The organism is Burkholderia sp. MSMB1588, assembly GCF_001546925.1.
Classification (GTDB): Bacteria; Pseudomonadota; Gammaproteobacteria; order Burkholderiales; family Burkholderiaceae; genus Burkholderia; species Burkholderia humptydooensis.
Genome location: NZ_LNJS01000001.1, coordinates 2655040 through 2678555 on the forward strand (window position 1 = coordinate 2655040; position 23516 = coordinate 2678555).

Annotated in this window: 22 protein-coding genes and 1 pseudogene; 2 read left to right on the plus strand and 21 right to left on the minus strand. The window is 66.9% G+C overall.

Going from position 1 to position 23516, the window contains the following annotated elements; translation table 11 throughout:
* Positions 1 to 77 precede the first annotated feature (77 nt).
* From WS92_RS23795 to WS92_RS23815, 5 genes are all read right to left on the minus strand, one after another.
* On the minus strand, positions 78 to 1013 hold the full coding sequence (locus WS92_RS23795; protein WP_059934036.1) for an electron transfer flavoprotein subunit alpha/FixB family protein: 936 nt from the start codon (positions 1011 to 1013) through the stop codon (positions 78 to 80).
* A gap of 15 nt (positions 1014 to 1028) precedes the next feature.
* Complete coding sequence (locus WS92_RS23800; protein ID WP_004189750.1) at positions 1029 to 1778, minus strand: electron transfer flavoprotein subunit beta/FixA family protein; 750 nt, start codon at positions 1776 to 1778, stop codon at positions 1029 to 1031.
* Positions 1779 to 2003: 225 nt separating this feature from the next.
* Positions 2004 to 2798, minus strand: coding sequence for a MetQ/NlpA family ABC transporter substrate-binding protein (locus tag WS92_RS23805; RefSeq protein ID WP_080594972.1), 795 nt, complete (start codon positions 2796 to 2798; stop codon positions 2004 to 2006).
* Between the two features lie 79 nt (positions 2799 to 2877).
* A complete protein-coding gene (locus WS92_RS23810) occupies positions 2878 to 3531 on the minus strand; it encodes a methionine ABC transporter permease (protein ID WP_006025728.1) in 654 nt (217 codons plus the stop codon).
* Entirely contained in the window at positions 3521 to 4555 is a 1035-nt protein-coding gene (locus tag WS92_RS23815) for a methionine ABC transporter ATP-binding protein (protein WP_059934039.1), read from the minus strand. The genes WS92_RS23810 and WS92_RS23815 overlap by 11 nt, the downstream gene beginning before the upstream one ends.
* A gap of 229 nt (positions 4556 to 4784) precedes the next feature.
* On the opposite strand from WS92_RS23815, the gene WS92_RS23820 reads away from it, so the two are divergent.
* Positions 4785 to 5708, plus strand: a complete 924-nt coding sequence (locus tag WS92_RS23820; RefSeq protein ID WP_015600898.1) for an alpha/beta hydrolase — start codon at positions 4785 to 4787, stop codon at positions 5706 to 5708.
* A 120-nt stretch (positions 5709 to 5828) separates the two neighbouring features.
* Here the strand turns inward: WS92_RS23820 and WS92_RS23825 are convergent, their stop codons facing one another.
* Positions 5829 to 6752, minus strand: a complete 924-nt coding sequence (locus WS92_RS23825) for a histone deacetylase family protein (protein WP_006025725.1) — start codon at positions 6750 to 6752, stop codon at positions 5829 to 5831.
* A 178-nt stretch (positions 6753 to 6930) separates the two neighbouring features.
* On the opposite strand from WS92_RS23825, the gene mltB reads away from it, so the two are divergent.
* Complete coding sequence (gene mltB / locus WS92_RS23830; RefSeq protein ID WP_059934040.1) at positions 6931 to 8142, plus strand: lytic murein transglycosylase B; 1212 nt, start codon at positions 6931 to 6933, stop codon at positions 8140 to 8142.
* Positions 8143 to 8237: 95 nt separating this feature from the next.
* Here the strand turns inward: mltB and cysM are convergent, their stop codons facing one another.
* The 15 genes and pseudogenes from cysM to WS92_RS23905 form a co-directional block, all read right to left on the minus strand.
* Positions 8238 to 9140, minus strand: coding sequence for a cysteine synthase CysM (gene cysM, locus WS92_RS23835; RefSeq protein WP_009916396.1), 903 nt, complete (start codon positions 9138 to 9140; stop codon positions 8238 to 8240).
* Positions 9141 to 9478: 338 nt separating this feature from the next.
* On the minus strand, positions 9479 to 9796 hold the full coding sequence (locus WS92_RS23845) for a ComEA family DNA-binding protein (RefSeq protein ID WP_015601656.1): 318 nt from the start codon (positions 9794 to 9796) through the stop codon (positions 9479 to 9481).
* 71 nt (positions 9797 to 9867) lie between these two features.
* The gene (gene rfaD / locus WS92_RS23850) at positions 9868 to 10860 is read right to left on the minus strand and encodes an ADP-glyceromanno-heptose 6-epimerase (RefSeq protein WP_059934042.1); all 993 of its coding nucleotides are present in this window, start codon (positions 10858 to 10860) and stop codon (positions 9868 to 9870) included.
* Between the two features lie 58 nt (positions 10861 to 10918).
* Positions 10919 to 11905 carry a D-glycero-beta-D-manno-heptose-7-phosphate kinase gene (gene rfaE1, locus WS92_RS23855; protein WP_009916397.1) on the minus strand — a complete coding sequence of 329 codons (987 nt, stop codon included), beginning with the start codon at positions 11903 to 11905 and terminating at the stop codon, positions 10919 to 10921.
* Positions 11874 to 13274 carry a UDP-glucose dehydrogenase family protein gene (locus WS92_RS23860; protein ID WP_015600060.1) on the minus strand — a complete coding sequence of 467 codons (1401 nt, stop codon included), beginning with the start codon at positions 13272 to 13274 and terminating at the stop codon, positions 11874 to 11876. Before WS92_RS23860 ends, rfaE1 begins: the two co-directional genes overlap by 32 nt.
* A gap of 102 nt (positions 13275 to 13376) precedes the next feature.
* Positions 13377 to 14546 carry a lipopolysaccharide assembly protein LapB gene (gene lapB, locus WS92_RS23865; RefSeq protein ID WP_006025718.1) on the minus strand — a complete coding sequence of 390 codons (1170 nt, stop codon included), beginning with the start codon at positions 14544 to 14546 and terminating at the stop codon, positions 13377 to 13379.
* 55 nt (positions 14547 to 14601) lie between these two features.
* The gene (locus tag WS92_RS23870; protein ID WP_059934043.1) at positions 14602 to 14895 is read right to left on the minus strand and encodes a LapA family protein; all 294 of its coding nucleotides are present in this window, start codon (positions 14893 to 14895) and stop codon (positions 14602 to 14604) included.
* Positions 14896 to 15118: 223 nt separating this feature from the next.
* Positions 15119 to 15442, minus strand: coding sequence for an integration host factor subunit beta (locus tag WS92_RS23875; RefSeq protein WP_009916398.1), 324 nt, complete (start codon positions 15440 to 15442; stop codon positions 15119 to 15121).
* Between the two features lie 22 nt (positions 15443 to 15464).
* Positions 15465 to 17177 carry a 30S ribosomal protein S1 gene (gene rpsA, locus WS92_RS23880; protein WP_006025716.1) on the minus strand — a complete coding sequence of 571 codons (1713 nt, stop codon included), beginning with the start codon at positions 17175 to 17177 and terminating at the stop codon, positions 15465 to 15467.
* Between the two features lie 147 nt (positions 17178 to 17324).
* Positions 17325 to 18011 (minus strand): cytidylate kinase CmK, encoded by a 687-nt coding sequence (gene cmK, locus WS92_RS23885; protein WP_059934044.1) that lies wholly within the window; start codon positions 18009 to 18011, stop codon positions 17325 to 17327.
* Positions 18012 to 18027: 16 nt separating this feature from the next.
* Positions 18028 to 19332: a 3-phosphoshikimate 1-carboxyvinyltransferase gene (gene aroA / locus WS92_RS37280; protein ID WP_059934132.1), complete on the minus strand. Its 1305-nt coding sequence runs from the start codon at positions 19330 to 19332 to the stop codon at positions 18028 to 18030.
* Between the two features lie 105 nt (positions 19333 to 19437).
* Positions 19438 to 20385, minus strand: a pseudogene (locus WS92_RS37285) (prephenate dehydrogenase/arogenate dehydrogenase family protein); the annotation flags it as partial.
* Between the two features lie 82 nt (positions 20386 to 20467).
* The gene (pheA, locus tag WS92_RS23895; protein WP_059934045.1) at positions 20468 to 21550 is read right to left on the minus strand and encodes a prephenate dehydratase; all 1083 of its coding nucleotides are present in this window, start codon (positions 21548 to 21550) and stop codon (positions 20468 to 20470) included.
* A 34-nt stretch (positions 21551 to 21584) separates the two neighbouring features.
* Entirely contained in the window at positions 21585 to 22667 is a 1083-nt protein-coding gene (serC, locus tag WS92_RS23900) for a 3-phosphoserine/phosphohydroxythreonine transaminase (RefSeq protein WP_015602168.1), read from the minus strand.
* 173 nt (positions 22668 to 22840) lie between these two features.
* The gene (locus tag WS92_RS23905) at positions 22841 to 23437 is read right to left on the minus strand and encodes a DUF2059 domain-containing protein (protein ID WP_009916801.1); all 597 of its coding nucleotides are present in this window, start codon (positions 23435 to 23437) and stop codon (positions 22841 to 22843) included.
* Positions 23438 to 23516: the final 79 nt, after the last annotated feature.

The window sequence follows — 23516 nt, forward strand, 5'->3', positions numbered from 1 at the left end:
GGGCGCTCGCCGCGCCCCTTTGCTCATGTTCGACTGGCTCGTGCGTTGAACGCGACGCGCGCCGGCTGCTGAACGTGTCAGCCGAGCTCGTTCACGAGTTCCGGCACGAGCGTGAACAGATCGCCGACGAGGCCGTAATCGGCCACGCTGAAGATCGGCGCTTCCGGATCCTTGTTGATCGCGACGATCACCTTCGAATCCTTCATCCCCGCCAGGTGCTGGATCGCGCCCGAGATGCCCACCGCGATGTACAACTGCGGCGCGACGATCTTGCCCGTCTGGCCCACCTGATAGTCGTTCGGCACGTAGCCCGCGTCCACCGCCGCGCGCGACGCGCCCAGCGCCGCCTGCAGCTTGTCCGCCAGCGGCTCCAGCACCTTCGTGTAGTTCTCGCCGCTGCCGAGGCCCCGGCCGCCCGACACGATGATGCTCGCGCTCGTCAGCTCCGGACGATCGAGCTTCGTCACTTCGCGGCTCACGAACTGCGAGATGCCCGCGTCCGCCGCCGCGTCGATCTTCTCGACCGACGCGCTGCCGCCTTCCGCCACGACCGGATCGAAGCCCGTCGCGCGCACCGTGATCACCTTGATCGGATCACCCGACTGCACCGTCGCGATCGCGTTGCCCGCGTAGATCGGGCGCTCGAACGTGTCGGCCGAATCGACCGCCGTGATGTCCGAGATCTGCGCGACGTCCAGCTTCGCCGCGATCCGCGGCGCGATGTTCTTGCCGTAGGCCGTTGCCGGCGCGAGGATGTGCGAGTAGTCCTTCGCGACGTTCAGCGCGGTCGCCTCGACGTTTTCCGCGAGACCGTCCGCGAGCTGCGGCGCGTCGGCCAGCAGCACCTTCGATACGCCCGCGATCTTCGCCGCCGCGTCCGCCGCGCCCTGCGCGTCGTGGCCCGCGACCAGCACGTGAATGTCGCCGCCGATCTTCGTTGCCGCGGCCACCGTGTTCAGCGTGGCTGCCTTGATCGACGCGTTGTCATGTTCCGCAATCACCAGAATCGTCATCTCTTTGCGCTCCCCTTACAGCACCTTGGCTTCGGTCTTCAGCTTCTCGACCAGCGTCTTCACGTCCGCGACCTTCACGCCCGCCGCGCGCTTCGGCGGCTCCACCACCTTCAGCGTCTTCAGACGCGGCGCGACGTCCACGCCCAGGTCTTCCGGCTTCACCGTCTCCAGCGGCTTCTTCTTCGCCTTCATGATGTTCGGCAGCGTCACGTAGCGCGGCTCGTTCAGGCGCAAGTCCGTCGTCACCACCGCCGGCAGCGTCAGCGACAGCGTTTCCGCGCCGCCGTCCACTTCGCGCGCGACGGTAGCCTTGCCGTCGGCTACCGTCACCTTCGACGCGAACGTCGCCTGCGGCAGGTTCGCGAGCGCGGCGAGCATCTGGCCCGTCTGGTTCGAATCGTCGTCGATCGCCTGCTTGCCGAGGATCACGAGCTGCGGCTGCTCCTTGTCGACCAGCGCCTTCAGGATCTTCGCGACGGAAAGCGGCTGCACCTCGTCGTTCGATTCGACGAGAATCGCGCGGTCCGCGCCGATCGCGAGCGCCGTGCGAAGCGTTTCCTGAGCCTGCGCGACGCCCACCGACACCGCGATCACCTCGGTCGCCACGCCCGCTTCCTTCAGGCGCACCGCTTCTTCAACGGCGATCTCGTCGAACGGGTTCATCGACATCTTCACGTTCGCGATATCGACGCCCGTGCCATCCGACTTCACGCGGACCTTCACGTTGTAATCGACCACTCTTTTCACTGGCACCAGGATTTTCATGCACACGCTCCAAAGTTACGAATACGATCAGCGGCCATTTTATAGCGTGGCTCGCTGACGCGGCGGCGACGCCGGTCATTCAATTTGCGGCTGCGCCGAGGATAGCGCCCCCTTGCGGCATGCCGATAATAGCGAACGGTCGTTCTATTTTAAAAGAGAAAAAACCCGGACGCCAAGCCCGGGCTTTCGATTTTCGCCTCTAATCGGCGGCATCCCTTATTCCTCCTACCATGCGGCGATCACCGCCCCGCCGAACCGGCGCTCGATGAAGCGCTTCACGTCGGGCGACCGGTATGCGGCGACGAGCTTCGCGACCCACGGCTTGTCCTTGTCTTCGGCGCGCACCGCGAGAATGTTCGCGTACGGGCCATTCGGGCCCTCGATTGCGATCGCGTCCTGTTTCGGCTTCAGGCCGGCTTCCATCGCGTAGTTCGTGTTGATCGCGGCCGCGTCGACGTCGGCGAGCGAGCGCGGGATCTGCGCGGCATCGAGCTCGACGATCTTCAACTGCTTCGGGTTGTCGACGACGTCGAAGCGCGTCGCCTTCAGGCCCGCGCCGTCGCGCAGCTTCAGCAGGCCCTGCTTCTGCAGCAGCAACAGCGCGCGGCCGCCGTTCGTCGGATCGTTCGGGATCGCGATCCGCGCGCCCGATTGCAGCGCCGCGAGCGACTTCACGCGCTTCGAATAGATGCCCATCGGGAACGTCACGGTGTCCGCGACCTTGACGATCCTGTAGCCGCGGTCCTTCACCTGCGCTTCGAGATACGGGGCATGCTGGTAGCTGTTCGCGTCGAGGTCGCCCGCCGCGAGCGCCGCGTTCGGCTGCACGTAATCGGAGAATTCGACGATACGGATGTCGAGCCCGCTCCTCGCCGCGACCTTCCTCACTTCCTCCATCACCTGCGCGTGCGGGCCGCCCGTCACGCCGACCTTGATCGTCTGCGCCTGCGCCTGCGCGCTCGCGACGCACGCGGCCGCGCCGAGCGCGGCGGCGAGCTTCAGCATCATTCTTCGTTGCATCTTCGGATCTCCTCAGCGGTTGCGGCGCCGTCGCGTGCCGCGTTGCGCGGCGCTCGTTCGTCTTCGATTGCCGATCGCGTCACTTGTGGCTCAGGCGCCGCACGAGCCAGTCGCCGAACGACTGCACGATCTGCACGAACACGATCAGGATCGCGACGACCGTCCACATCACTTCGGGCAGATAGCGCTGATAGCCGTAGCGGATGCCGAGGTCGCCCAGGCCGCCGCCGCCGATCGCGCCCGCCATCGCCGAATAGCCGACGAGCGACACGAACGTGATCGTGAGCCCCGCGACGATGCCCGGCAGCGATTCGGGCAGCAGCACCTTGAACACAATCTGGCCCGTCGTCGCGCCCATCGCCTGCGCGGCTTCGATGAGGCCGCGGTCGACTTCGCGCAGCGCCGTCTCGACGAGCCGCGCGATGAAGGGCGCCGCCGCGATCGTGAGCGGCACGACGGCCGCCGCGGTGCCGATCGACGAGCCGACGGCGAGGCGCGTGAACGGAATCACCGCGACGAGCAGGATGATGAACGGCGTCGAGCGCACCGCGTTGACGATGCCGCCCAGCACGCGGTTCACCGCGAGATTCTGCAGCACGCCCTGGCGGTCGGTGAGATAGAGCAGCACACCGAGCGGCAGGCCGACGAGCGCGCCGACCGCTCCGGAAATGCCGACCATGATCAGCGTCTCCCAGAACGACTGCACGAACATATCGAACATTTCACTCAACATACGAAAGCTCCTCGACGACCACGCCCTGCTCGCGCAGATACGCGAACGCCTGCCCCACCTTGCCCGGCTCGCCGGTGGCGAGCACCGCGAGCGAACCGAACGCGCGACCCTGGATCTCGTCGATCTGGCCGTGCAGGATGTTGAAGTCCAGCTCGTAGCGCCTGATCGTCTCGGAGAGGATCGGCTGGTCGACGCCCGAGCCCGTGAACGCGAGGCGCAACAGATGGCCCGAGCCCGTCTTCAGGCGCTCGGCAACGCGCGCCTTCATCGCGGGCGGCAGCTCCTGCGCGATCACGTCGCCGATCAGCGCGCGCGTGACTTCGTGATGCGGGCGCATGAACACGTCGATCACGTTGCCCTCCTCGACGACGCGCCCGGCGTCGAGCACCGCGACGCGATCGCACACGTCCTTGATCACTTCCATCTGGTGCGTGATGAGGACGATCGTGAGGCCGAGCTCGCGGTTGATGCGCCGGAGCAGGTCGAGGATCGCGCGCGTCGTCTCGGGGTCGAGCGCGGACGTCGCTTCGTCGGACAGCAGCACCTTCGGCTTGCTCGCGAGCGCGCGCGCGATGCCGACGCGCTGCTTCTGCCCGCCGCTGATCTGCGCCGGATAGCGGTCCTTCTGCGCGGCGAGGCCGACGAGATCGAGCAGCGGCAGCACGGTCGCCTCGATCTCCGCGCGCTTCACGCCGGCGAGCTCGAGCGGCAGCGCGATGTTGTCGAACACCGTGCGCGACGACAGCAGGTTGAAGTGCTGGAAGATCATCCCGATGTCGCGCCGCGCGCCGCGCAGCTCGCCGGCCGACAACTGCGTCAGGTCGCGCCCGCCGACGAACACGCTGCCTTCGGACGGCCGCGTGAGCAGGTTGATCGTGCGCACGAGCGTGCTCTTGCCCGCGCCGCTGCGGCCGATGATGCCGAATACCTCGCCCTGCGGAATCGCCAGATTGACGTTGTGCAGCGCTTCGATCCAGCCGCGAGGCCCCTCGAAACGCTGCGAAAGGTTGCGAATTTCGATCATGTAAAAAACGGCGGAACGGCGCAGCCGGATGTGCCGGGCTTCGCTGTCGACCGCCGCCGCATCTTGGGAATAGCCTGCGAGTTTACCGCATTCGTCACATTTCTCTTAATAATCGATTTCCACCTTTTCATAACCAAAGGCGATTAGAGGACGACGCCCGCGCGGACCGTCACGGACGGCGTCTATGATCGAGCCCATCCCTCATAACGACACGCCGGAGACGCCCGCCATGGACGCAGCCGCTTCGACTTCGCCCCGCTTAGCCGCCGATTCCGGCACCGCCCCTCAGCGCGGGCGCCTGCGTACCGCCGACGGGCTCGAGCTCGCGTCCTACCGCTGGCCCGCGGCCGCGTCCCCGTGCGCGGCGCCGCGCGCGACCGTCGCGCTCGTGCACGGGCTCGCCGAGCACGCGGGCCGCTACCAGGCGCTCGCCGAACGGCTGAACGCGGCGGGCATCGAGGCCGTCGCAATCGATCTGCGCGGGCACGGGCATTCGCCCGGCGAACGCGCATGGGCCGAGCGCTTCGATCGGTATCTGGAAGACGCGGACGCACTCGTCGCGAGCGCCGCGCGCGAGAACACGCCGCTCTTCCTGATGGGACACAGCATGGGCGGCGCGATCGCCGCGCTCTACGCGGTCGAACGCGCGGTCGAACGCGCGGCCGCGCGCCGCCCGGGCCTGGCGGGCTTGATCCTGTCGAGCCCCGCGCTCGCGCCCGGACGCGACGTGCCGAAATGGATGCTCGCGATGAGCCGCTTCATCAGCCGCGTGTGGCCTCGCTTTCCGGCGATCAAGATCGACGCCGCGCTGCTGTCGCGCGATCCGGCCGTGGTCGCCGCGAACCGCGCCGATCCGCTCGTCCACCACGGCTCGGTGCCGGCGCGCACGGGCGCCGAGATTCTCGGCGCGATGCGGCGAATCGAGGCCGGCCGCGCGGCGCTGCGCGTCCCCGTCCTGGTCTATCACGGCACTGCCGACAAGCTGACCGAGCCCGACGGCAGCCGCGATTTCGGCCGGCACGTCGGCTCGCCCGACCGCACGCTCACGCTGTACGAAGGCAACTATCACGAGACGATGAACGATCTGGAACGTGAGCGCGTGATCGGCGCGCTGATCGACTGGATCGTCGCGCGCGCGCCGGCGCGCGGTTGAGGCAGGGACGTCAGGAAGCGCGCCGACCGGTTCGTGCGGACACGCCTGCACACGGCGGCGCTCCGCGGCTCGACATCGAGCATCGGCGCCCGTGCCGTCCGCGATGCGCGCCCTACGCGCTCACACCTGCGCGAGCACGCGCAGATGCGCGACCACGCTTCGCCCGAGCGCGGACAGGTTGTAGCCGCCTTCGAGGCAGCTCACGATCCGGCCTTGCGCATGCCGCCGCGCGACTTCGCAGATCTGCTGCGTGATCCACTCGTAGTCGGCTTCGACGAGCCCCATCCCGCCGATGTCGTCCTCGCGATGCGCGTCGAACCCCGCCGACACGAACAGCATCTGCGGCCTGAACGCGTCGAGCCGCGGCAGCCACATCAGATCGACCGCCTCGCGCACCGCCATCCCGTTCGTGCGCGCGGCCATCGGCAGATTGACCATGTTCGGCGCCTGATGGTCGACGCCCGAAAACGGATACAGCGGATGCTGGAAGAAGCTGCACATCAGCACGCGCTCGTCGTTCGCGAATGCGGCCTCGGTGCCGTTGCCGTGATGGACGTCGAAATCGATGATCGCCACGCGCTCGAGACCATGAGTCTCGAGCGCGTGGCGCGCGGCGATCGCGACGTTGTTGAAGAAACAGAAACCCATCGCGCGCGCGGGCTCCGCATGATGGCCGGGCGGACGCACGCTGCAGAACGCGTTGTCGTAGCGGCCCTCGAGCACCGCATCCGTCGCCTCGACGGCCGCGCCCGCCGCGCGCAGCGCCGCGCGCCACGTGTAGCGGTTCAGCGACGTGTCGGGATCGATCTCGACGTACCCTTCCTTCGGAATCCGGCTGCGGATGTAGTCGATGTGCGCCTGCGTGTGCACGCGGGCCAGCGCCGTCTCGCTCGCAAACGGCGCCGTCTCGTGGACGATCAGATCGTCGATGCGGCTCGCGATCAGTTGATCCTGGATCGCCGACAGTCGCGCCGGCGACTCGGGATGCCACTCCCCCATCTCGTGCAGCAGGCAGTCGGGGTGCGTGTAAAAGGCCGTTGGCATAAGCTCGTTCCGCGACGCGGCCGGTGCGCGCCGCAGGTCTCCGTCAAGGATGTCCGCGATATCGTCTGGTGCGAAGTTCGCCGCTAACTTACCACATCGCGCCCCGCGCCGGGCCGGCGCGACGGGCGTGTCGGTTATACTGCCCCGAAATCATCCGTCTCGTCCGCTTCGCTTCGACATGACCTTCCACCAGCCTGCCGCACCCGTCTCGCTCGCTTTCCGTCTTCGCCTCCCGCTCGCCGCGCTGTCGCTCGCCGCGACGCTCTTCGCGTCAGCCGCCGTCGCGCAAACGCAGCCGCAACCGCAGCCAAGCGCGCCGCAAGGACAGACGTTCGAAGAAGAAATCGTTCCGCAGCGCTACGCGAACAATGCGAAGATCGACGCGTTCATCGCCGACATGGTCGCACGCCACGACTTCGACGCCAACGCGCTGCATGCGCTGTTCGCGCGCGTGAGCTACTCGGCGACCGCCGCGAAGCTCGTGATGCCCGCGCCGTCGCCCACCGTCAAGAACTGGCGCGTCTACCAGTCGCGCTTTCTCGACGCGGTGCGCGTGAACGCCGGCGTGAAGTTCTGGCGCGCGAACCAGGGCACGCTGCAGCGCGCGTCCACGGAATTCGGCGTGCCGCCCGAGGTGATCGTCGGCATCATCGGCGTCGAGACGATCTACGGCCGCTACATGGGCAACTTCCGCACGCTCGATGCGCTGACGACGCTTGCCTTCGACTATCCGGACACGCCGAATCGCGACGCGCGGCAGGCGACGTTCCGCAAGAACCTCGAAGACTTCCTCGTATGGACGCGCGACAGCCAGCTCGACCCGACGAGCGTGCTCGGCTCGTACACAGGCGCGATCGGCATTCCACAGTTCCTGCCGAGCAGCATCCGCGATTACGCGGTCGATTACGACGGCAACGGCCACATCGATCTGCGCGCGAGCCAGGCCGACGCGATCGGCAGCGTCGCGAACTATCTGAAGCAGCACGGCTGGGAAACCAGCCGGCCGGTGGTATGGAACATCGCGCCCGATGCGGGCAGCCAGGGCGTCGCGCAAGCGGCGGCCGACGGCCGGCCCGAGCCGCACTGGGCGCTGTCGCAGTTGCTGCGCGCGGGCCTCGTGCTCGACGAGGCGTCCGTCAACATCGCATCGGAGGCGAGCACGCCCGTCACCGTGATCGATCTGCCGACGCCCGGCCGCACAACCGAATACAAACTCGGACTGCAGAATTTCTACGTGCTGACCCGCTACAACCGCAGCTTCTTCTATGCGCTCGCCGTCTATCAACTGGGCGAGCGCGTGAAGGCGCAAATGGAAGCGAGCGGCGCGCTGACGTCGGCGCCTGCCGATGCCGCGCCCGCGGCGCCCGCGGCGCAGCCGTCGTCCGAGTGACGCCGACGCGGCGCGGAGCGCGCAATCGCCGGAATGAAAAAAAGCGCTGCTTGAGCAGCGCTTTTTTTCACGTGCCTGCGAGACGGCGCCGTGCGTTACGCGGGGAACACTCCCGTCGACAGATAACGATCACCGCGGTCGCAGACGACGAACACGATCGTCGCATTCTCGACCTGCCGCGCGACGCGCAGTGCGACTTCGCATGCGCCGCCCGACGAGATGCCGCAGAAGATGCCTTCGACGGCCGCGAGCTTGCGCGCCATCGCTTCGGACGCGGCCTGGCTCACGTTCTCGACGCGATCGATGCGGCTGCGATCGAAAATTTTCGGCAGATACGCTTCCGGCCACTTGCGGATACCGGGAATGCGCGAGCCCTCGTCGGGCTGTGCGCCGACGATCTCGACGTTCGCATTCCTTTCCTTCAGATACCGCGACGTGCCCATGATCGTGCCCGTCGTGCCCATCGCGGATACGAAGTGCGTAATGCGGCCCTCGGTCTCGCGCCAGATTTCGGGGCCGGTGCCTTCGTAATGCGCGAGCGGATTGTCCGGATTCGCGAACTGGTCGAGAATCACGCCCTTGCCTTCGCGCTGCATCTGGTCGGCGAGGTCGCGCGCGAATTCCATGCCGCCCTTCACCGGCGTCAGCACGATCTCCGCGCCATACGCGGCCATGCTCTGACGACGCTCGACGGACAGATCCTCCGGCATGATCAGCACCATCTTGTAGCCGCGGATCGCCGCCGCCATCGCGAGCGCGATGCCGGTGTTGCCGCTCGTCGCCTCGATCAGCGTGTCGCCCGGCTTGATCGTGCCGCGCTCTTCCGCCTTGCGGATCATCGACAGCGCGGGACGGTCCTTCACCGAGCCCGCCGGATTGTTGCCTTCCAGCTTCGCGAGAATCACGTTGTTGCGCTCGCGAATCTCGTCGTCCGGCAAGCGGACGAGTTGCACGAGCGGCGTATTGCCGATCGTGTCTTCGATAGTTTTGTAAGCCATGAACGTCACGTTTATCCGATGCCGATGAACGGGTCGATTGTAAACCAGCGGAGAAACATGCGCGCCGATGGCCATCAAGCCTGCCGCCGAAAGCGCCCGGCCTTCCGGCACTCGATGTGCTCGATGTGCGCGAGCCGCCCGACGTTCATGATTGCCGCGCCAGCCGAGGCCCGCGCGACATACGCACGCGCGAGTACGCTGCGTGGCGGCCATGCAAAAAGCCCGCGGCATGCGCCGCGGGAATTCGCCGCCGAAGCGGCGCCTGAAGGAGGCATCACCCTGCCGCCGGCCGCTCGATCGCGAGAGGCCGCCAGCACCAGAATCGTCAGCAGCCCGGATTATTTCTTGCCGGCCGCCGCCGCTTTCTGCGGCGCCGCGGCTGCGGCGGGCGCGCGGGCCGCACCGATCGCGAGGCCCTCGGCCTGCAAGCGCTCGACCGTCTTGCCGCCCATGCCCTTCACTCTGTGCGCGAGATCGGCCGCGTCCTTGAACGGGCCGTGCGCGGCCCGCTCGTCGACGATCGCCTTGGCTTTCGCCGGGCCGATGCCCCTGATGCCGCGAAGCGCATCGTCGTTCGCGACGTTGACGTCGACGGCAGCCCATCCGTGCGCGGCCGCGGCGCACAGCGCGACCGTCGCGAGAAGTTTCTTCAGCATCTGGATCTCCGTGGAAAAACGGCCGGCGGCTGCCGACCGTGAGACCCAGTCTAAGGAGGCGGGCGCGCCGCTTACAGTTGGCCGAACAGCCAACGAACGTAGCGATCGACGCCTTCCTGCACCGTCAGGAACGGCGCATCGTAGCCGGCCGCGCGCAGCTTCGTCTGGTCGGCCTGCGTGAAGCACTGGTATTTGCCGCGCAGCGCGTCCGGAAACTGCACGTATTCGACGAGCCCCTGCTCGACCTGCTCGGCGAGCGTGAGCGCGGGCTTGCCTTCGAGCGCGCGCAGCGTGTTGACGACCGTCGTCGCGATGTCGTTGAACGGCTGCGCGCGGCCGGTGCCGAGATTGAAGATGCCCGACTTCTCCGGATGATCGAAGAAATACAGGTTCACCCTCGCAACGTCCTCGACCGACACGAAATCGCGCGTCTGCTCGCCCGGGCCGTAGCCGTTGTACTCGCCGAACAGCTTGACCTTGCCCTCGGCGCGGAACTGGTTGAAGTTGTGGAACGCGACTGACGCCATGCGCCCCTTGTGCGACTCGCGCGGCCCGTACACGTTGAAGTAGCGAAAGCCCGCGATCTGGCTCTTCGCGCTCGGCATCACGCGGCGGATCACCTGATCGAACAGGAACTTCGAATAGCCGTACACGTTGAGCGGCGCCTCGACCTCGCGCTCCTCGACGAAGCGGCTCGAGCCGCCGTAGATCGCGGCCGACGACGCATACAGGAACTGCGCGCCCTGCGCGAGGCACGCGTCGAGCACCGCTCGGCTGTAGCGGAAGTTGTTGTCCATCATGTAGCGGCCGTCGGTTTCCATCGTGTCCGAGCAGGCGCCTTCGTGGAATACCGCGCGCACCTTGCCGAAGTCGCCGCGCGCGAAGCGCTCGACGAATTCGGTCTTGTCGAGATAGTCGTCGATCTCGCAATCGACGAGGTTCCTGAACTTGTCCGCGCGCGTCAGGTTGTCGACCGCGATGATGCGCGTCTCGCCGCGCCCGTTCAGCGCCTTGACGATGTTCGCGCCGATGAAGCCGGCCGCGCCGGTAACGATGAGAGTCATGATCGTTCTGCCGATGAGAGTGTGCGTATGGCGCGCGGGCGGCGCGCGCCGGTGTCGTTCAATGAAACAGTTCGTCGTACTCGACGGTCGCGGTGCCGAGCTTGCCGACCACGATGCCCGCCGCGCGATTCGCCAGCACCACCGCTTCGACGAGCGGCAGCCCGGCGCCGAGCATCGTCGCGACGGTCGCGATCACCGTGTCGCCCGCGCCCGACACATCGTACACTTCGCGCGCGAGCGCACTCACGTGCAGTTCCCCGTCGTTCGAGAAGAGCGTCATCCCCTCTTCCGAGCGCGTGAGCAGCAGCGCGTCGAGCGCAAGCGCTTCGCGCAGCTTCGTGACGCGCGCGCGCAGATCGTCCTCGGACGTCCACCGCCCGACGACCTCGCGCAACTCCGCGCGGTTCGGCGTGATCAGCGAAGCGCCGCGATAGCGCGCCCAGTCGGCGCCCTTCGGATCGACGAGCACGGGCTTGCCCGCCGCGCGCGCCTTCGCGATCATCGTCGTCACGTGCGTGAGCCCGCCCTTCGCGTAGTCGGACATCAGCACGACGTCGTATGACGGCAGCAGCGCGTCGAAGCGCGCGAGCCCCGCGAGCAGCACCTCGTGCGTCGGCGACGCCTCGAAGTCGACGCGCAGCAATTGCTGCTGCTGCGCGAGCACGCGCAGCTTGATCGTCGTCGGCAGCGACGGATCGCGCTCGAGATACGGCGTCACGCCGCTCTCGCCGAGCAGCTCGACGATCCGCTCGCCCGGCTCGTCGCGCCCGACGACGCACAGCAGGCCCGCCTGGCCGCCGAGCGTCACCGCGTTGCGCGCGACGTTCGCCGCGCCGCCCAGCCGTTCCTCCTGCCGCTGCACGTGCACGACGGGCACGGGCGCCTCGGGCGAGATCCGGTTGACGTTGCCGAACCAATAGCGATCGAGCATCACGTCGCCGACGACGAGCACGCGCGATTTCGCGATCTGCTCGCGCGGCACGGCGCGCGCGGTCGCGGCGAGCGCCGCGCGCTTATCCGCGCTCGGAAGAGAAAGGCTCGACATAGGGGCGTCCAATGGCGTGGTAATCGATGCCGAGCTCGGCCATCGCGTCGGGTTCGTACAGGTTGCGGCCGTCGAAGATCACGGGCGCCTTCAGCACCGATTTCAGATGCGCGAAGTCCGGGCTCTTGAATTCCTTCCATTCGGTGACGATGACGAGCGCGTCTGCGCCCGCGAGCGCATCGTCGGCCGAATCGACGAACGCGAGCCGCGCGAGCGCGTCGGGCCCGTCGTGCAGATCGAGCGCGAACACGCGCCGCGCCTCGTCGAGCGCGACGGGATCGTACGCGCGCACCGTCGCGCCGCGCGCGAGCAGCGACGCGATCAGGCGCCGGCTCGGCGCTTCGCGCATGTCGTCGGTGTTCGGCTTGAACGCAAGCCCCCAGACGGCGAACGTGCGGCCCGCCAGATCGGCGCCGTAGCGCTGCGCGATCTTGTCGAGCAGCACGTTCTTCTGCGCGTGGTTCACGTCCTCGACCGCCTCGAGAATCCTGAGCGGCTGACCGTTCTCGCTCGCGGTGCGGATGAGCGCCTGCACGTCCTTCGGAAAGCACGAGCCGCCGTAGCCGACGCCCGCATACAGGAAGTGATAGCCGATCCGCGGATCGGAGCCGATCCCGCGCCGCACCGCCTCGATGTCGGCGCCGACGCGGTCCGCGAGATTCGACATCTCGTTCATGAACGAGATGCGCGTCGCGAGCATCGCGTTCGCCGCGTATTTCGAGAACTCGGCCGAGCGCACGTCCATGTAGATCGTGCGCTCGTGATTGCGGTTGAACGGCGCGTAGAGCTTCTTCATCCTCTCGCGGGCGATCGCGCCCGCCGCGTCGTCGTCGACGCCGATGATGATCCGGTCGGGCCGCATGAAATCGTCGACGGCCGCCCCCTCCTTCAGGAACTCGGGATTCGACACGACCGAGAAGCGATGCTCGGCGCTGCCCGCTAGGCCGCGCGCCGCGAGCGCCTCGTCGATCACCGCGTGCACGCGCTGCGCGGTGCCGACGGGCACCGTCGACTTGTCGACGATCACCTTGTAGCCCGTCATGTGGCGGCCGATGCTGCGCGCCGCCTCGAGCACGTATTGCAGGTCCGCAGAGCCGTCCTCGTCGGGTGGCGTGCCAACCGCAATGAACTGGATCTCGCCGTGCGCGACGCTCGCCGCGACGTCGGTCGAGAACGTGATGCGTCCCGCCGCTCGGGTGCGCGCGATGATTTCCTGCAGCCCGGGTTCGTGAATCGGCATGCCGCCGTTGTTCAGGATGTCGATCTTGCGGGGATCGACGTCGAGGCAGAACACGTCGTGGCCGATCTCGGCAAGACACGCGCCGGTGACGAGGCCCACATAGCCCGTGCCGATGATGGTGATCTTCATAAGTATTCCGATGATTCGCTCGAGCGGACGGCGTCCGCCCGGTTCAGGCCGCAGGCGGCGTCGCGCCGGCCCGCGCGGCCTGCCCCATTACCGACCGCCCCATTACGCAACGGCGGGTTCGACGCGCCGCGGCGCATAGGTTTCCCAGCCGCTGCATCCAGGACACTGCCAATAGAAGAGGCGCGCCCGGAAACCGCAATTCTGGCATGTATATCGTGGCAGATTCTTGGTGCGCTGCCTGACGAGCGCGCGCATCATCTCGAGCTCCGCGCGGCGCGGCTCGTCGGCCGCGGCGATCTGCGCGTCGAGCAGATGCAGCATGCCGGACAGGTTCGGCGCCTTTTCCATCTGCGAACGTGCGAGCGCGTGCGCGACGCCGTTGCCGCGCAGTTGCGCGACGTACTGATAGACGACGTCGAGCAGATCGTTCGACGGATAGCGCTGCGCATAGCCCGTCAGCAGTTCGGCGCCTTCGGCCGCCCGATCGAGCGCCGTGTACGATTTCATCAGCCTGTCGGCGACGAGCGGCAGGTACGCGGGATTCTGCGTCTCGATCCGGCGCCAGTGCTCGATCGCCGCGCGATGGTCGCCCGCCGCGGCGGCCGCGTCGCCCGACAGGATCGCCGCGCGCGCGTTCTGCGGATTCACCGCGAGCGCGTCGCGCAGATGCCCGGCCGCGAGCTCGGCGTTCTTGCGCTGCAGCGCATCCTGCGCAAGCTCGCAATGGAACTGCGCAATCTCCGTCACAAGACGCGGCGCGCCCATCGATTCGATCCGCGTCGCGGTGTCGATCGACTTGTTCCAGTCCTTCTCGATCTCGTAGATCGTGAGGAGCGCGCGCTGCGCGTCGAGCGCGTAGTCGCCTTCGGCGAGCATGCGGAACGTCTCTTCCGCGCGATCGAGCAAGCCCGCCTTCAGGAAATCCTGGCCTAGCTCGAAGAGCGCGTGGTCGCGCTCGTTCACGGGCAGATCGTTGCGGCTCAAGAGGTTCTGATGAACGCGGATCGCGCGGTCCGTTTCGCCGCGGCGGCGAAACAGGTTGCCGAGCGCGAAGTGCAGCTCGACCGTTTCTGGGTCGAGCTTCGCGACTTCGATGAACGCGTCGATCGCTTTGTCCGGCTGCTCGTTCAGCAGGAAATTCAGGCCGCGGAAATACGAGCGCGGCAGGTTCGCGCTCTCGGACAGCAGCTTGTTGAGGTCGTAGCGCGACGCCATCCAGCCGAGCGCGAACGCGACGGGAATGGCGAGCAGCCACCAGAAATCGAGATCCATGCAACGTGTGTCGAAAAAAAACCTGGGCCGCGCATCGTGCGCGGCGTCGGCATCGTTAAATGACGGGCGGCATCGGCGGCTGGTCGACGACGGCCGGGCTCTCGCGCACGGCGCGCAAGTCGCGCTTCAGGCGGCCGTTCTCCATCCGCATCCGGAAGATCGCGGGCAATGCCGACAGCAACCCCGCGATCAGCCCGACGCCGAAGAACGCGAGACCGATCAGGATCAGCGGAGCCTGCCAGTTGTAGCCGGCGAGGAAATTCAGCGTCGCGCTTTGCGTATTCGCCAACGCGAGCACGAGCAGCAGCACGAACACCAGCACACGGATCAACCAGACGATGAACTTCATGACTCCCTCTCTTTGACTGAGATTGTTCGGCGGCGCATGCGACTCCCCTTCGCAGCGTCTCGGGCGCCCCGTATTGTAAAGGAAGCGTTTCGCGCTTCGTGAATCGCTTGCGCGGCGCTTGACGCGCTTCGCGAAACGCGCGTGGCGCGCCCAAAGAAAAAGCGCCCCGCAAGGGGCGCTTTCTTTCAGCCATGCTGGCTCGACCTCGGCTGCGACGGAACCGTCACTGGCCGTCTTCCGGCTCGTCGTTCTTCAACGGCTCGCCGGCGCGGCCGTCGACGCGCTCGCGCAATTCCTTGCCTGGCTTGAAGTGCGGCACGCGCTTCTCGGGCACCTGCACCTTCTCCCCCGACTTCGGATTGCGCCCGACGCGCGCCGGGCGACGGTTCAGACCGAAGCTGCCGAAGCCGCGAATTTCGATGCGATGCCCTTTCGACAATGCGTCGGACATCGCATCGAGCATCGTTTTCACCGCGAAATCCGCATCCTTCAACACGAGCTGCGGAAATCGCGATGCCAACTGGGCGACCAACTCGGATTTGGTCATACTTCAGCAGACCTCGCGAGGCTTACTGGTTCTGGCCGTCGAGCTTCGCCTTCAGCAGCGCGCCGAGGTTGGTCGTACCGGTCGCGGCGGAGCTCGAATCGGCTTGCAGGCCACGCATCGCTTCCTGCTGCTCGGCCGAATCCTTCGCCTTGATCGACAGGTTGATGCCGCGCGACTTGCGATCGATGTTGATCACCATCGCGTTGACCTTCTCGCCTTCCTTCAGCACGTTGCGAGCGTCTTCGACGCGATCCTGCGAGATTTCCGATGCGCGCAGGTAGCCTTCGACGTCCGGCGTCAGCGTGATGACCGCGCCCTTCGCATCGACCGACTTCACGACGCCGTCGACGATCGAGCCCTTGTCGTTCATCGCGACGTAGTTGCTGAACGGATCGCCTTCGAGCTGCTTGATGCCAAGCGAAATGCGTTCCTTCTCGACGTCGATGCCGAGCACGATTGCCTCGACTTCGTCGCCCTTCTTGTACTTGCGAACCGCTTCTTCGCCCGCTTCGCTCCACGACAGGTCCGACAGGTGGACCAGGCCGTCGATGCCGCCCGGCAGACCGATGAACACGCCGAAATCGGTGATCGACTTGATCGCGCCCGTGATCTTGTCGCCCTTCTTGAAGTTGCGGCTGAAGTCGTCCCACGGATTCGGCTTGCACTGCTTCATGCCGAGGCTGATACGACGACGGTCTTCGTCGATCTCGAGCACCATGACTTCGACTTCGTCGCCAAGCTGAACGACCTTCGACGGAGCGACGTTCTTGTTCGTCCAGTCCATTTCCGACACGTGCACCAGGCCCTCGATGCCCGATTCCACTTCGACGAACGCGCCGTAATCGGTGATGTTCGTGACCTTGCCGAACAGGCGCGTGCCCGACGGGTAGCGGCGCGAGATGCCTTCCCACGGATCATCGCCGAGCTGCTTGATGCCGAGCGACACGCGGTTCTTCTCTTGGTCGAACTTGAGGATCTTCGCGGTGACTTCCTGGCCGACCGACAGGACTTCGCTCGGGTGACGCACGCGGCGCCATGCGATGTCGGTGATGTGCAGCAGGCCGTCGATGCCGCCGAGGTCCACGAACGCGCCGTAATCGGTGATGTTCTTGACGACGCCGTTGACGATCGCGCCTTCCTTGAGCGTCTCGAGCAGCTTCGCGCGCTCTTCGCCCTGCGTGGCTTCGATCACCGCGCGGCGCGACAGCACGACGTTGTTACGCTTGCGGTCGAGCTTGATCACGCGGAATTCGAGCGTCTTGCCTTCGTACGGCGTCGTGTCCTTGACGGGACGCGTGTCGACGAGGGAGCCCGGCAGGAACGCGCGGATGCCGTTGACCATCACCGTCATGCCGCCCTTCACCTTGCCGGTGATCGTGCCCGTGACGAGTTCGTTGTTGTCGAGCGCCTTTTCCAGCGACAGCCACGAAGCGAGGCGCTTCGCCTTGTCGCGCGACAGGATCGTGTCGCCGTAGCCGTTTTCCAGCGCGTCGATCGCGACGGAAACGAAATCGCCCGCCTGGACCTCAACCTCGCCCTGATCGTTCAGGAATTCCTCGATGGGAATGTAAGCCTCGGACTTGAGGCCTGCGTTGACGACCACGAAGTTGTGGTCGACACGCACGACTTCGGCGGAGATCACCTCGCCGGCGCGCATGTCTTGGCGGGTGAGCGACTCTTCGAACAGAGCCGCGAAGGATTCGGTATTCGGGTTGGAGGTTTGCAGGTCGGACATAAAAATCGGTTTGTGCGTGGTTTCGCTCTACCGCCCGCGCCGGCCGCAACGGCTGGCGACGCGCCCGCGAATCCACACGGGGTTAAGGGTTTAACACACGCTTCGCGCGTCGCGCGAAGCACCACTACCTACGCTTTCGCCCCTCTTTCAAGCGGGCTGGCCGAGCTCCCGATACCACGCGAGCACCTGTTCGACCGATTGCTCGATCGTCAAGGCCGACGTGTCGAGGGGCCTGGCGTCCGCCGCAGGCCTGAGCGGCGCGGCGGCGCGATTGCTGTCGCGTGCGTCACGTTCGCGCAAATCCTGAAGCAAGTTATCTATGTTAGCAGAAAAACCTTTTTGCATCAATTGCTTATGCCGGCGCGCGGCGCGCGCCTCGACGCTCGCCGTCAGGAACACCTTCAGCACCGCGTCCGGAAAGATCACCGTCCCCATGTCGCGGCCGTCCGCGACGAGCCCCGGCGTCTTGCGGAACGCGCGCTGCCGCGCGACGAGCGCCGCGCGCACCGGAGCGTGGACGGCGATCGCCGACGCCCGGTTGCCGACCGCCTCCGCCCGGATCTCGTCGGACACGTCGATGCCGTCGAGCTGCGCACAGCCCTCGCGAAACGTGATGTGCAGGCCGTCGACCAGCTTGGCGAGCGCATCGGCGTCATCGGGCGCGACCTGGTAGCGGATGCTCGCGAGCGCCGCGAGCCGGTACAGCGCGCCGCTGTCGAGCAGGTGAAAGCCGAGGTGCGCGGCGACGAGCGCCGCGACGGTGCCCTTGCCGGACGCCGTCGGGCCGTCGATCGTGATAACTGGGGTCGGGTGAAAAGGTCGAGTCGATTTCATCGGGTCAATGCGGACGTCACGCGGTCGCGAGCGCCAGAAAACGGTCGAAATAGTCGGGGAACGTCTTGCCGACGCACTTCGGATCGTTGATGCGCACGGGCACGCCGCCCAGGCTCACGAGCGAGAAGCACATCGCCATCCGGTGGTCGTCGTAGGTGTCGATCGACGCGTTCGGCACGAGTTGCGCGGGCGGCGTCACGACGAGATAGTCGGCGCCCTCCTCGACCGTCGCGCCGAGCTTGCGCAGTTCGGCCGCCATCGCGGCGATCCGGTCGGTCTCCTTCACGCGCCAGCTACCGATGTTGCGCAGCGTGCTCGTGCCGCCGGCGAACAGCGCGGCGACGGCGATCGTCATCGCAGCGTCCGGAATCAGGTTGAAGTCCATGTCGATCGGCGCGAGCTTGCCGTGGTCGTGGCCGATGCCGCGCACCTCGATCCAGTCGTCGCCCATCGTCACGTTCGCGCCCATCTGCATCAGCGCGTTCGCGAAGCCGACGTCGCCCTGGATGCTCGCGCGGCCAACGCCCTCGACGCGCAACGGCCCGCCGCCCAACGCGCCCGCCGCGAGGAAGTACGACGCCGACGACGCGTCGCCCTCCACCATGATCGCGCCGGGCGACCGGTAGCGCACGCCCGCCGGCACCGTGAAGCGCTGCCAGCCGTCGCGCTCCACCGTCACGCCGAAGCGCGCCATCAGCTTGATCGTGATCTCGATGTACGGCTTCGAGATCAGCTCGCCGTCGATCTCGACGACGCTCGCGCCATCCTTCGCCTTCACGAGCGGCAACGTCATCAGGAGCGCGGTCAGGAACTGGCTCGACACGTCGCCGCGCACGTGGATCGGCGCGTCGACCGAAATCGCCGCGGGCCGGATCCTGAGCGGCGGGAAGCCCTCGTTGCCTTCGTAGTCGATCTGCGCGCCAATCTGGCGCAGCCCGTCGACGAGGTCGCCGATCGGGCGCTCGTGCATCCGCGGCACGCCGTGGATCCGGTAGTCGCCGCCGTTGACCGCCAGCGCCGCGGTCAGCGGCCGCACCGCGGTGCCCGCGTTGCCGAGGAAGAGATCCGCGGTCTTCGCGGTGAACGCGCCGCGCGTGCCGCCGACGACGCAGGTGTCGCCGTTGCGCGACAGCTTCACGCCGAGCTTCGCCAGCGCGTCGAGCATCACGCGCGTATCGTCGGAATCGAGCAGGTTCGTGACGGTCGTCTCGCCCTCCGCGAGCGCCGCGAGCAGCAGCACGCGGTTCGAGATGCTCTTCGAGCCGGGCAGACGCACCGTGCCTTGCGCATGGGAGAACGGGCCGAGATCGAGATGTTCCATGTGAGATCCTGTTCCAGGAGTGTCTGAACGGACAGCGGGAGCGGGCTTCGCGCCACGCTCGCGCCATGCGGCGCGCGCGGCGCGCGAGCGCGCGAACACGGCTTCGAGCGCCGCGCCGTCGCCCGCGTCGATCGCCGCGCGCAACCGCGCGAGCACGGCGGTGTACGCGTCGAGCTCGTCGAGGAGCGCCGCGCGGTTCGCGAGGCAGACATCGCGCCACATTTCCGGGCTCGACGCGGCGATGCGCGTGAAATCGCGGAAACCACCCGCCGCATACGAAAACTTCAGCTCGGCGTCGGATTCGCCGAGAATCTGCTCGACGAGCGCGAACGACAGCACGTGCGGCAGATGGCTCACCGCCGCGAACACGCGGTCGTGCCGCTCGGCGCTCATCGCGCGCACGTCGGCGCGCGCCGCGCGCCACATCGCCTCGATGCGCGCGAGCGCGTGCGGCGCATTCTCCGGCAGCGCACATAGCACGACATTGCGGCCGACGTACAGATCGGCGAGCGCCGCTTCGACGCCGCTCGCTTCACGCCCGGCGATCGGGTGCCCCGGCACGAACTGGCCGATCCGCGCGCCGAGCGCCGCGCGCGCGGCCGCGACGACGTCCGACTTCGTGCTGCCTGCGTCGGTGACGATCGTCGATGCGTCGAGAAACGGCGCGATTCGCGCAAGAAGCGGTCCCGTCTGCGCGACGGGCGCCGCGAGCAGCACGAGGTCCGCGCCCGCGAGCGCGTCGCGCAGTTGCGCGTCGTCGTCGAGCGCAGCCGCGCGGTCGATCACGCGCCGCGCGAGCGCGCGCTCGATCGACGCCGCCGAGCGGCCGACGCCGACCACCTCGCGCCTGCCGCCCGACGCGCCTTCGCGCAATGCGAGCGCGAGCGAGCCGCCGATCAGCCCGACGCCGAAAATCACCAGTTTGTCGAAAGAAAAGCCTGACACGACGAGAGCCAAGTAACGCGCGTCCGGGACGGGCCCGGGCGCGCAAGGGTCAATATCGAACGGTCGCCTGCCCGAGGCGCGCGGCCGGGCCGCGAAGTCGGCCGCCACGCGCCTGCGCCAGCCGTCGCTTTACGCTCGTTGCCACTTCGGCCGACGCGGCCAACACGACCGCGGCGACGCGCGGCGCGCATCACCGCGCGCGCGGATACGAACCGAGAATCTTCAGGAATGCCGCCTTCTTGCCGAGCTCCGCGAGCGCGCGCTGGACGGCGGCGTCGTCGCGGTGCCCTTCGATGTCGATGTAGAAGTAATACTCCCACGTGCCGACCCGCGCCGGGCGCGACTCGAAGCGCGTCATCGACACGCCGTGCCGCGCGAGCGGCTCGAGCAGCTTGAACACCGCGCCCGGCTCGTTCTTCACCGATACGATGAGCGACGTCTGGTCATGCCCGCTCGGCCCGGCCGGCTCCTTGCCGATCACGGCGAAGCGCGTGCGGTTGTGCGGGTCGTCCTGGATCAGCGCATACGCGATCTGCAACCCGTAGTGCGTCGCCGCGCGGTCGCCCGCGATCGCGGCGATCGCCGCGTCATCGGCCGCGAGCCGCGCGGCTTGCGCGTTGCTCGCCACCGCCTGCCGCTCGAGATGCGGCACGTTCGAGGCGAGCCATTGCTGGCACTGCGCGAGCGCCTGCGCGTGCGCGCAGACGCGCTTCACGCCGTCAAGCTTGCCCGTCTGCGTGAGCAGGTTGTGGTGGACCGGCAGCGACAGCTCGCCGCCGATCAGAAGCTGCGTATGCAGCAGCAGATCGAGCGTGCGCGACACCGCGCCTTCCGACGAATTCTCGACCGGCACGACGCCGAACGTCGCGGCGCCCGCCTCGACCGAGCGGAACACTTCGTCGATCGACGGGCAAGGCAGCCCTTCGATCGATTGCCCGAAGTAGTCGAACATCGCCTGTTCGCTGTAGGTGCCGACGGGCCCGAGGAACGCAACGTGGATCGTCTGTTCGAGATCGCGGCTCGCCGCCATGATCTCGCGCCAGATCGCGCTGATGTGCTCGCTCGCGAGCGGCCCGGCGCTCATGTCCTGCAAGCGCGCGATCACCTGCTGCTCGCGCTCCGGCCGGAACACGGGCGCGTTGAAGTGCTTCTTGACCTCGCCGACCTCGAGCGCGACCGCCGCGCGCTGATTCAGCAGCGCGATGAGCTGCGAGTCGATCGCGTCGATGCGCTCGCGCAGGGGTTTCAGGCGGGAATTGAGTTCGTCGTCCATGAATTGGCCAGCAATGCGTAAGGAGCGGCGCGCGTCACGCGCAGCGCCGCTCGAAATCCTTCATGTACTCCACGAGCGCCTGCACGCCCGCGAGCGGCACCGCGTTGTAGATCGACGCCCGCATGCCGCCGACGGACTTGTGGCCCTTCAACTGCAGCAGCCCGCGCTCCTTAGCGCCGGCGAGGAAGTCTTCGTTGCGCGATTCGTCGGCGAGGAAGAACGGCACGTTCATCCGCGAACGCGCCGACTTCTCGACCTTGTTCAGATAGAAGCTGCTCGCGTCGATCGCGCCGTACAGCAGCTTCGATTTTTCGATGTTGCGCGCCTCGATCTCGGCCAGGCCGCCCTGCGCCTTCAGCCACTTGAATACCAGCCCCGCGATGTAGATCGCGTAGGTGGGCGGCGTGTTGTAGAGCGAATTGTTGAGCGCGACCGTCTTCCATTCGAACGCCGACGGGCAGATCGACAGCGCGCGGTCGAGCAGATCCTCGCGCACGATCACGAGCGTCACGCCCGCCATCCCGATGTTCTTCTGCGCGCCGCCGAAGATCGCGCCGTACTTCTCGATGTCGATCGGGCGCGACAGGATGTGCGACGACACGTCGGCGACGAGCGGCACGTTGCCGAGATCGGGGATGTCGAACGTCTCGACGCCGTCGATCGTCTCGTTCGTGCAGAGGTGCACGTACGCCGGATCGTCGGACATTTGCCATTCGGAGAACGCCGGCACGCGCGTGAAGCCCGCGTCCGTCCTGCCCGTCGCGGCGAGATGCGGCGTGCAGTATTTCTTCGCCTCGTTGAACGACTTCTGCGACCACGAGCCCGTGACGACGAAGTCGGCCGTCGCGCGCGAGCCGAGCAGATTCATCGGCACGATCGCGTTCTCGGCGATCCCCCCGCCCTGCAGGAACAGGATCCGGTAGTTCGCGGGCACGTCGAGCAGCTCGCGCAGGTCGGCGAGCGCGGCCTCGTGGATCGACATGAACTCCTTGCCGCGATGGCTCATTTCCATCACGCTCATGCCGCTGCCGTTCCAGTCGAGCATTTCGGCGGCCGCCTGACGCAGCACTTCCTCGGGCAGCGCCGCGGGACCGGCGGAGAAATTAAAGACGCGCATCGTGAAAAACCTCGGAAGGGACCCGGCCGCTTCGAACCGGCCGAATGCCGCGCGGGAAAAGGAAATGGCCGCTTGCGCTATCGCGCAAACGGCCATTATCGCACTGTCCTGACGAACCCGCCAAACCCGCGCGACGAACGCCGCCCGGGCCGGCGAGCCTCAGCCTATGCGGCTTACTTGCCCGGCTTGACTGCCGCGACTTCCTTGTCGGCCTGGTCGCGCGTCGCCTTGATCGCCTGCGGCATGTACTTCTGCATCAGGCCGTTCACGACGTCGCGGCCGACCTGATCCTGCACCTGAATGAACTTGCGGCCCGTCGGGCTCTTGTAGAACGTCGTCAGATCCTTGATCTCCGACGTGCTGTAGTACTTCGCATACGCGTCGTACTGGGCCTGCATCGCATCGCTCGTGAACTGCTGCGTGCCGAACACCTTGCCCGCGCCGTCGACGAGCTTCGGCACCGCGTTCTTCTGCAGCGTCGGCACGGCGGCCTGCTTCTGCTTGTCGTTCAGCGTCTTGTTCTCCGACAGCGCGTCCGACAGGATCGCCGGCACGAGCTGCTTCGACTGCATCTCGGCGCTGTTCGCGATCGCCGACACGAGCTTCGGCGCGTCGATTGCGTCGAGCAGATCCTTGATCGCCGCCTTCTTGTCTGCGTCGATCGGAGCAGCGGCCGCCGGAGCCGAAGACTGATTCGACAGCGATTGCGCCATTGCGAATGCCGGAACCATCGCCGCCAGCAGGACCAGTTGCTTGAATCGTTTTTGCATCATCACTCCCTCATGGAAATATGTACAGTTTATACGCCGCGCCCTTCACGCCACATCTTTGCGTGCGCGCCGGGCGGCG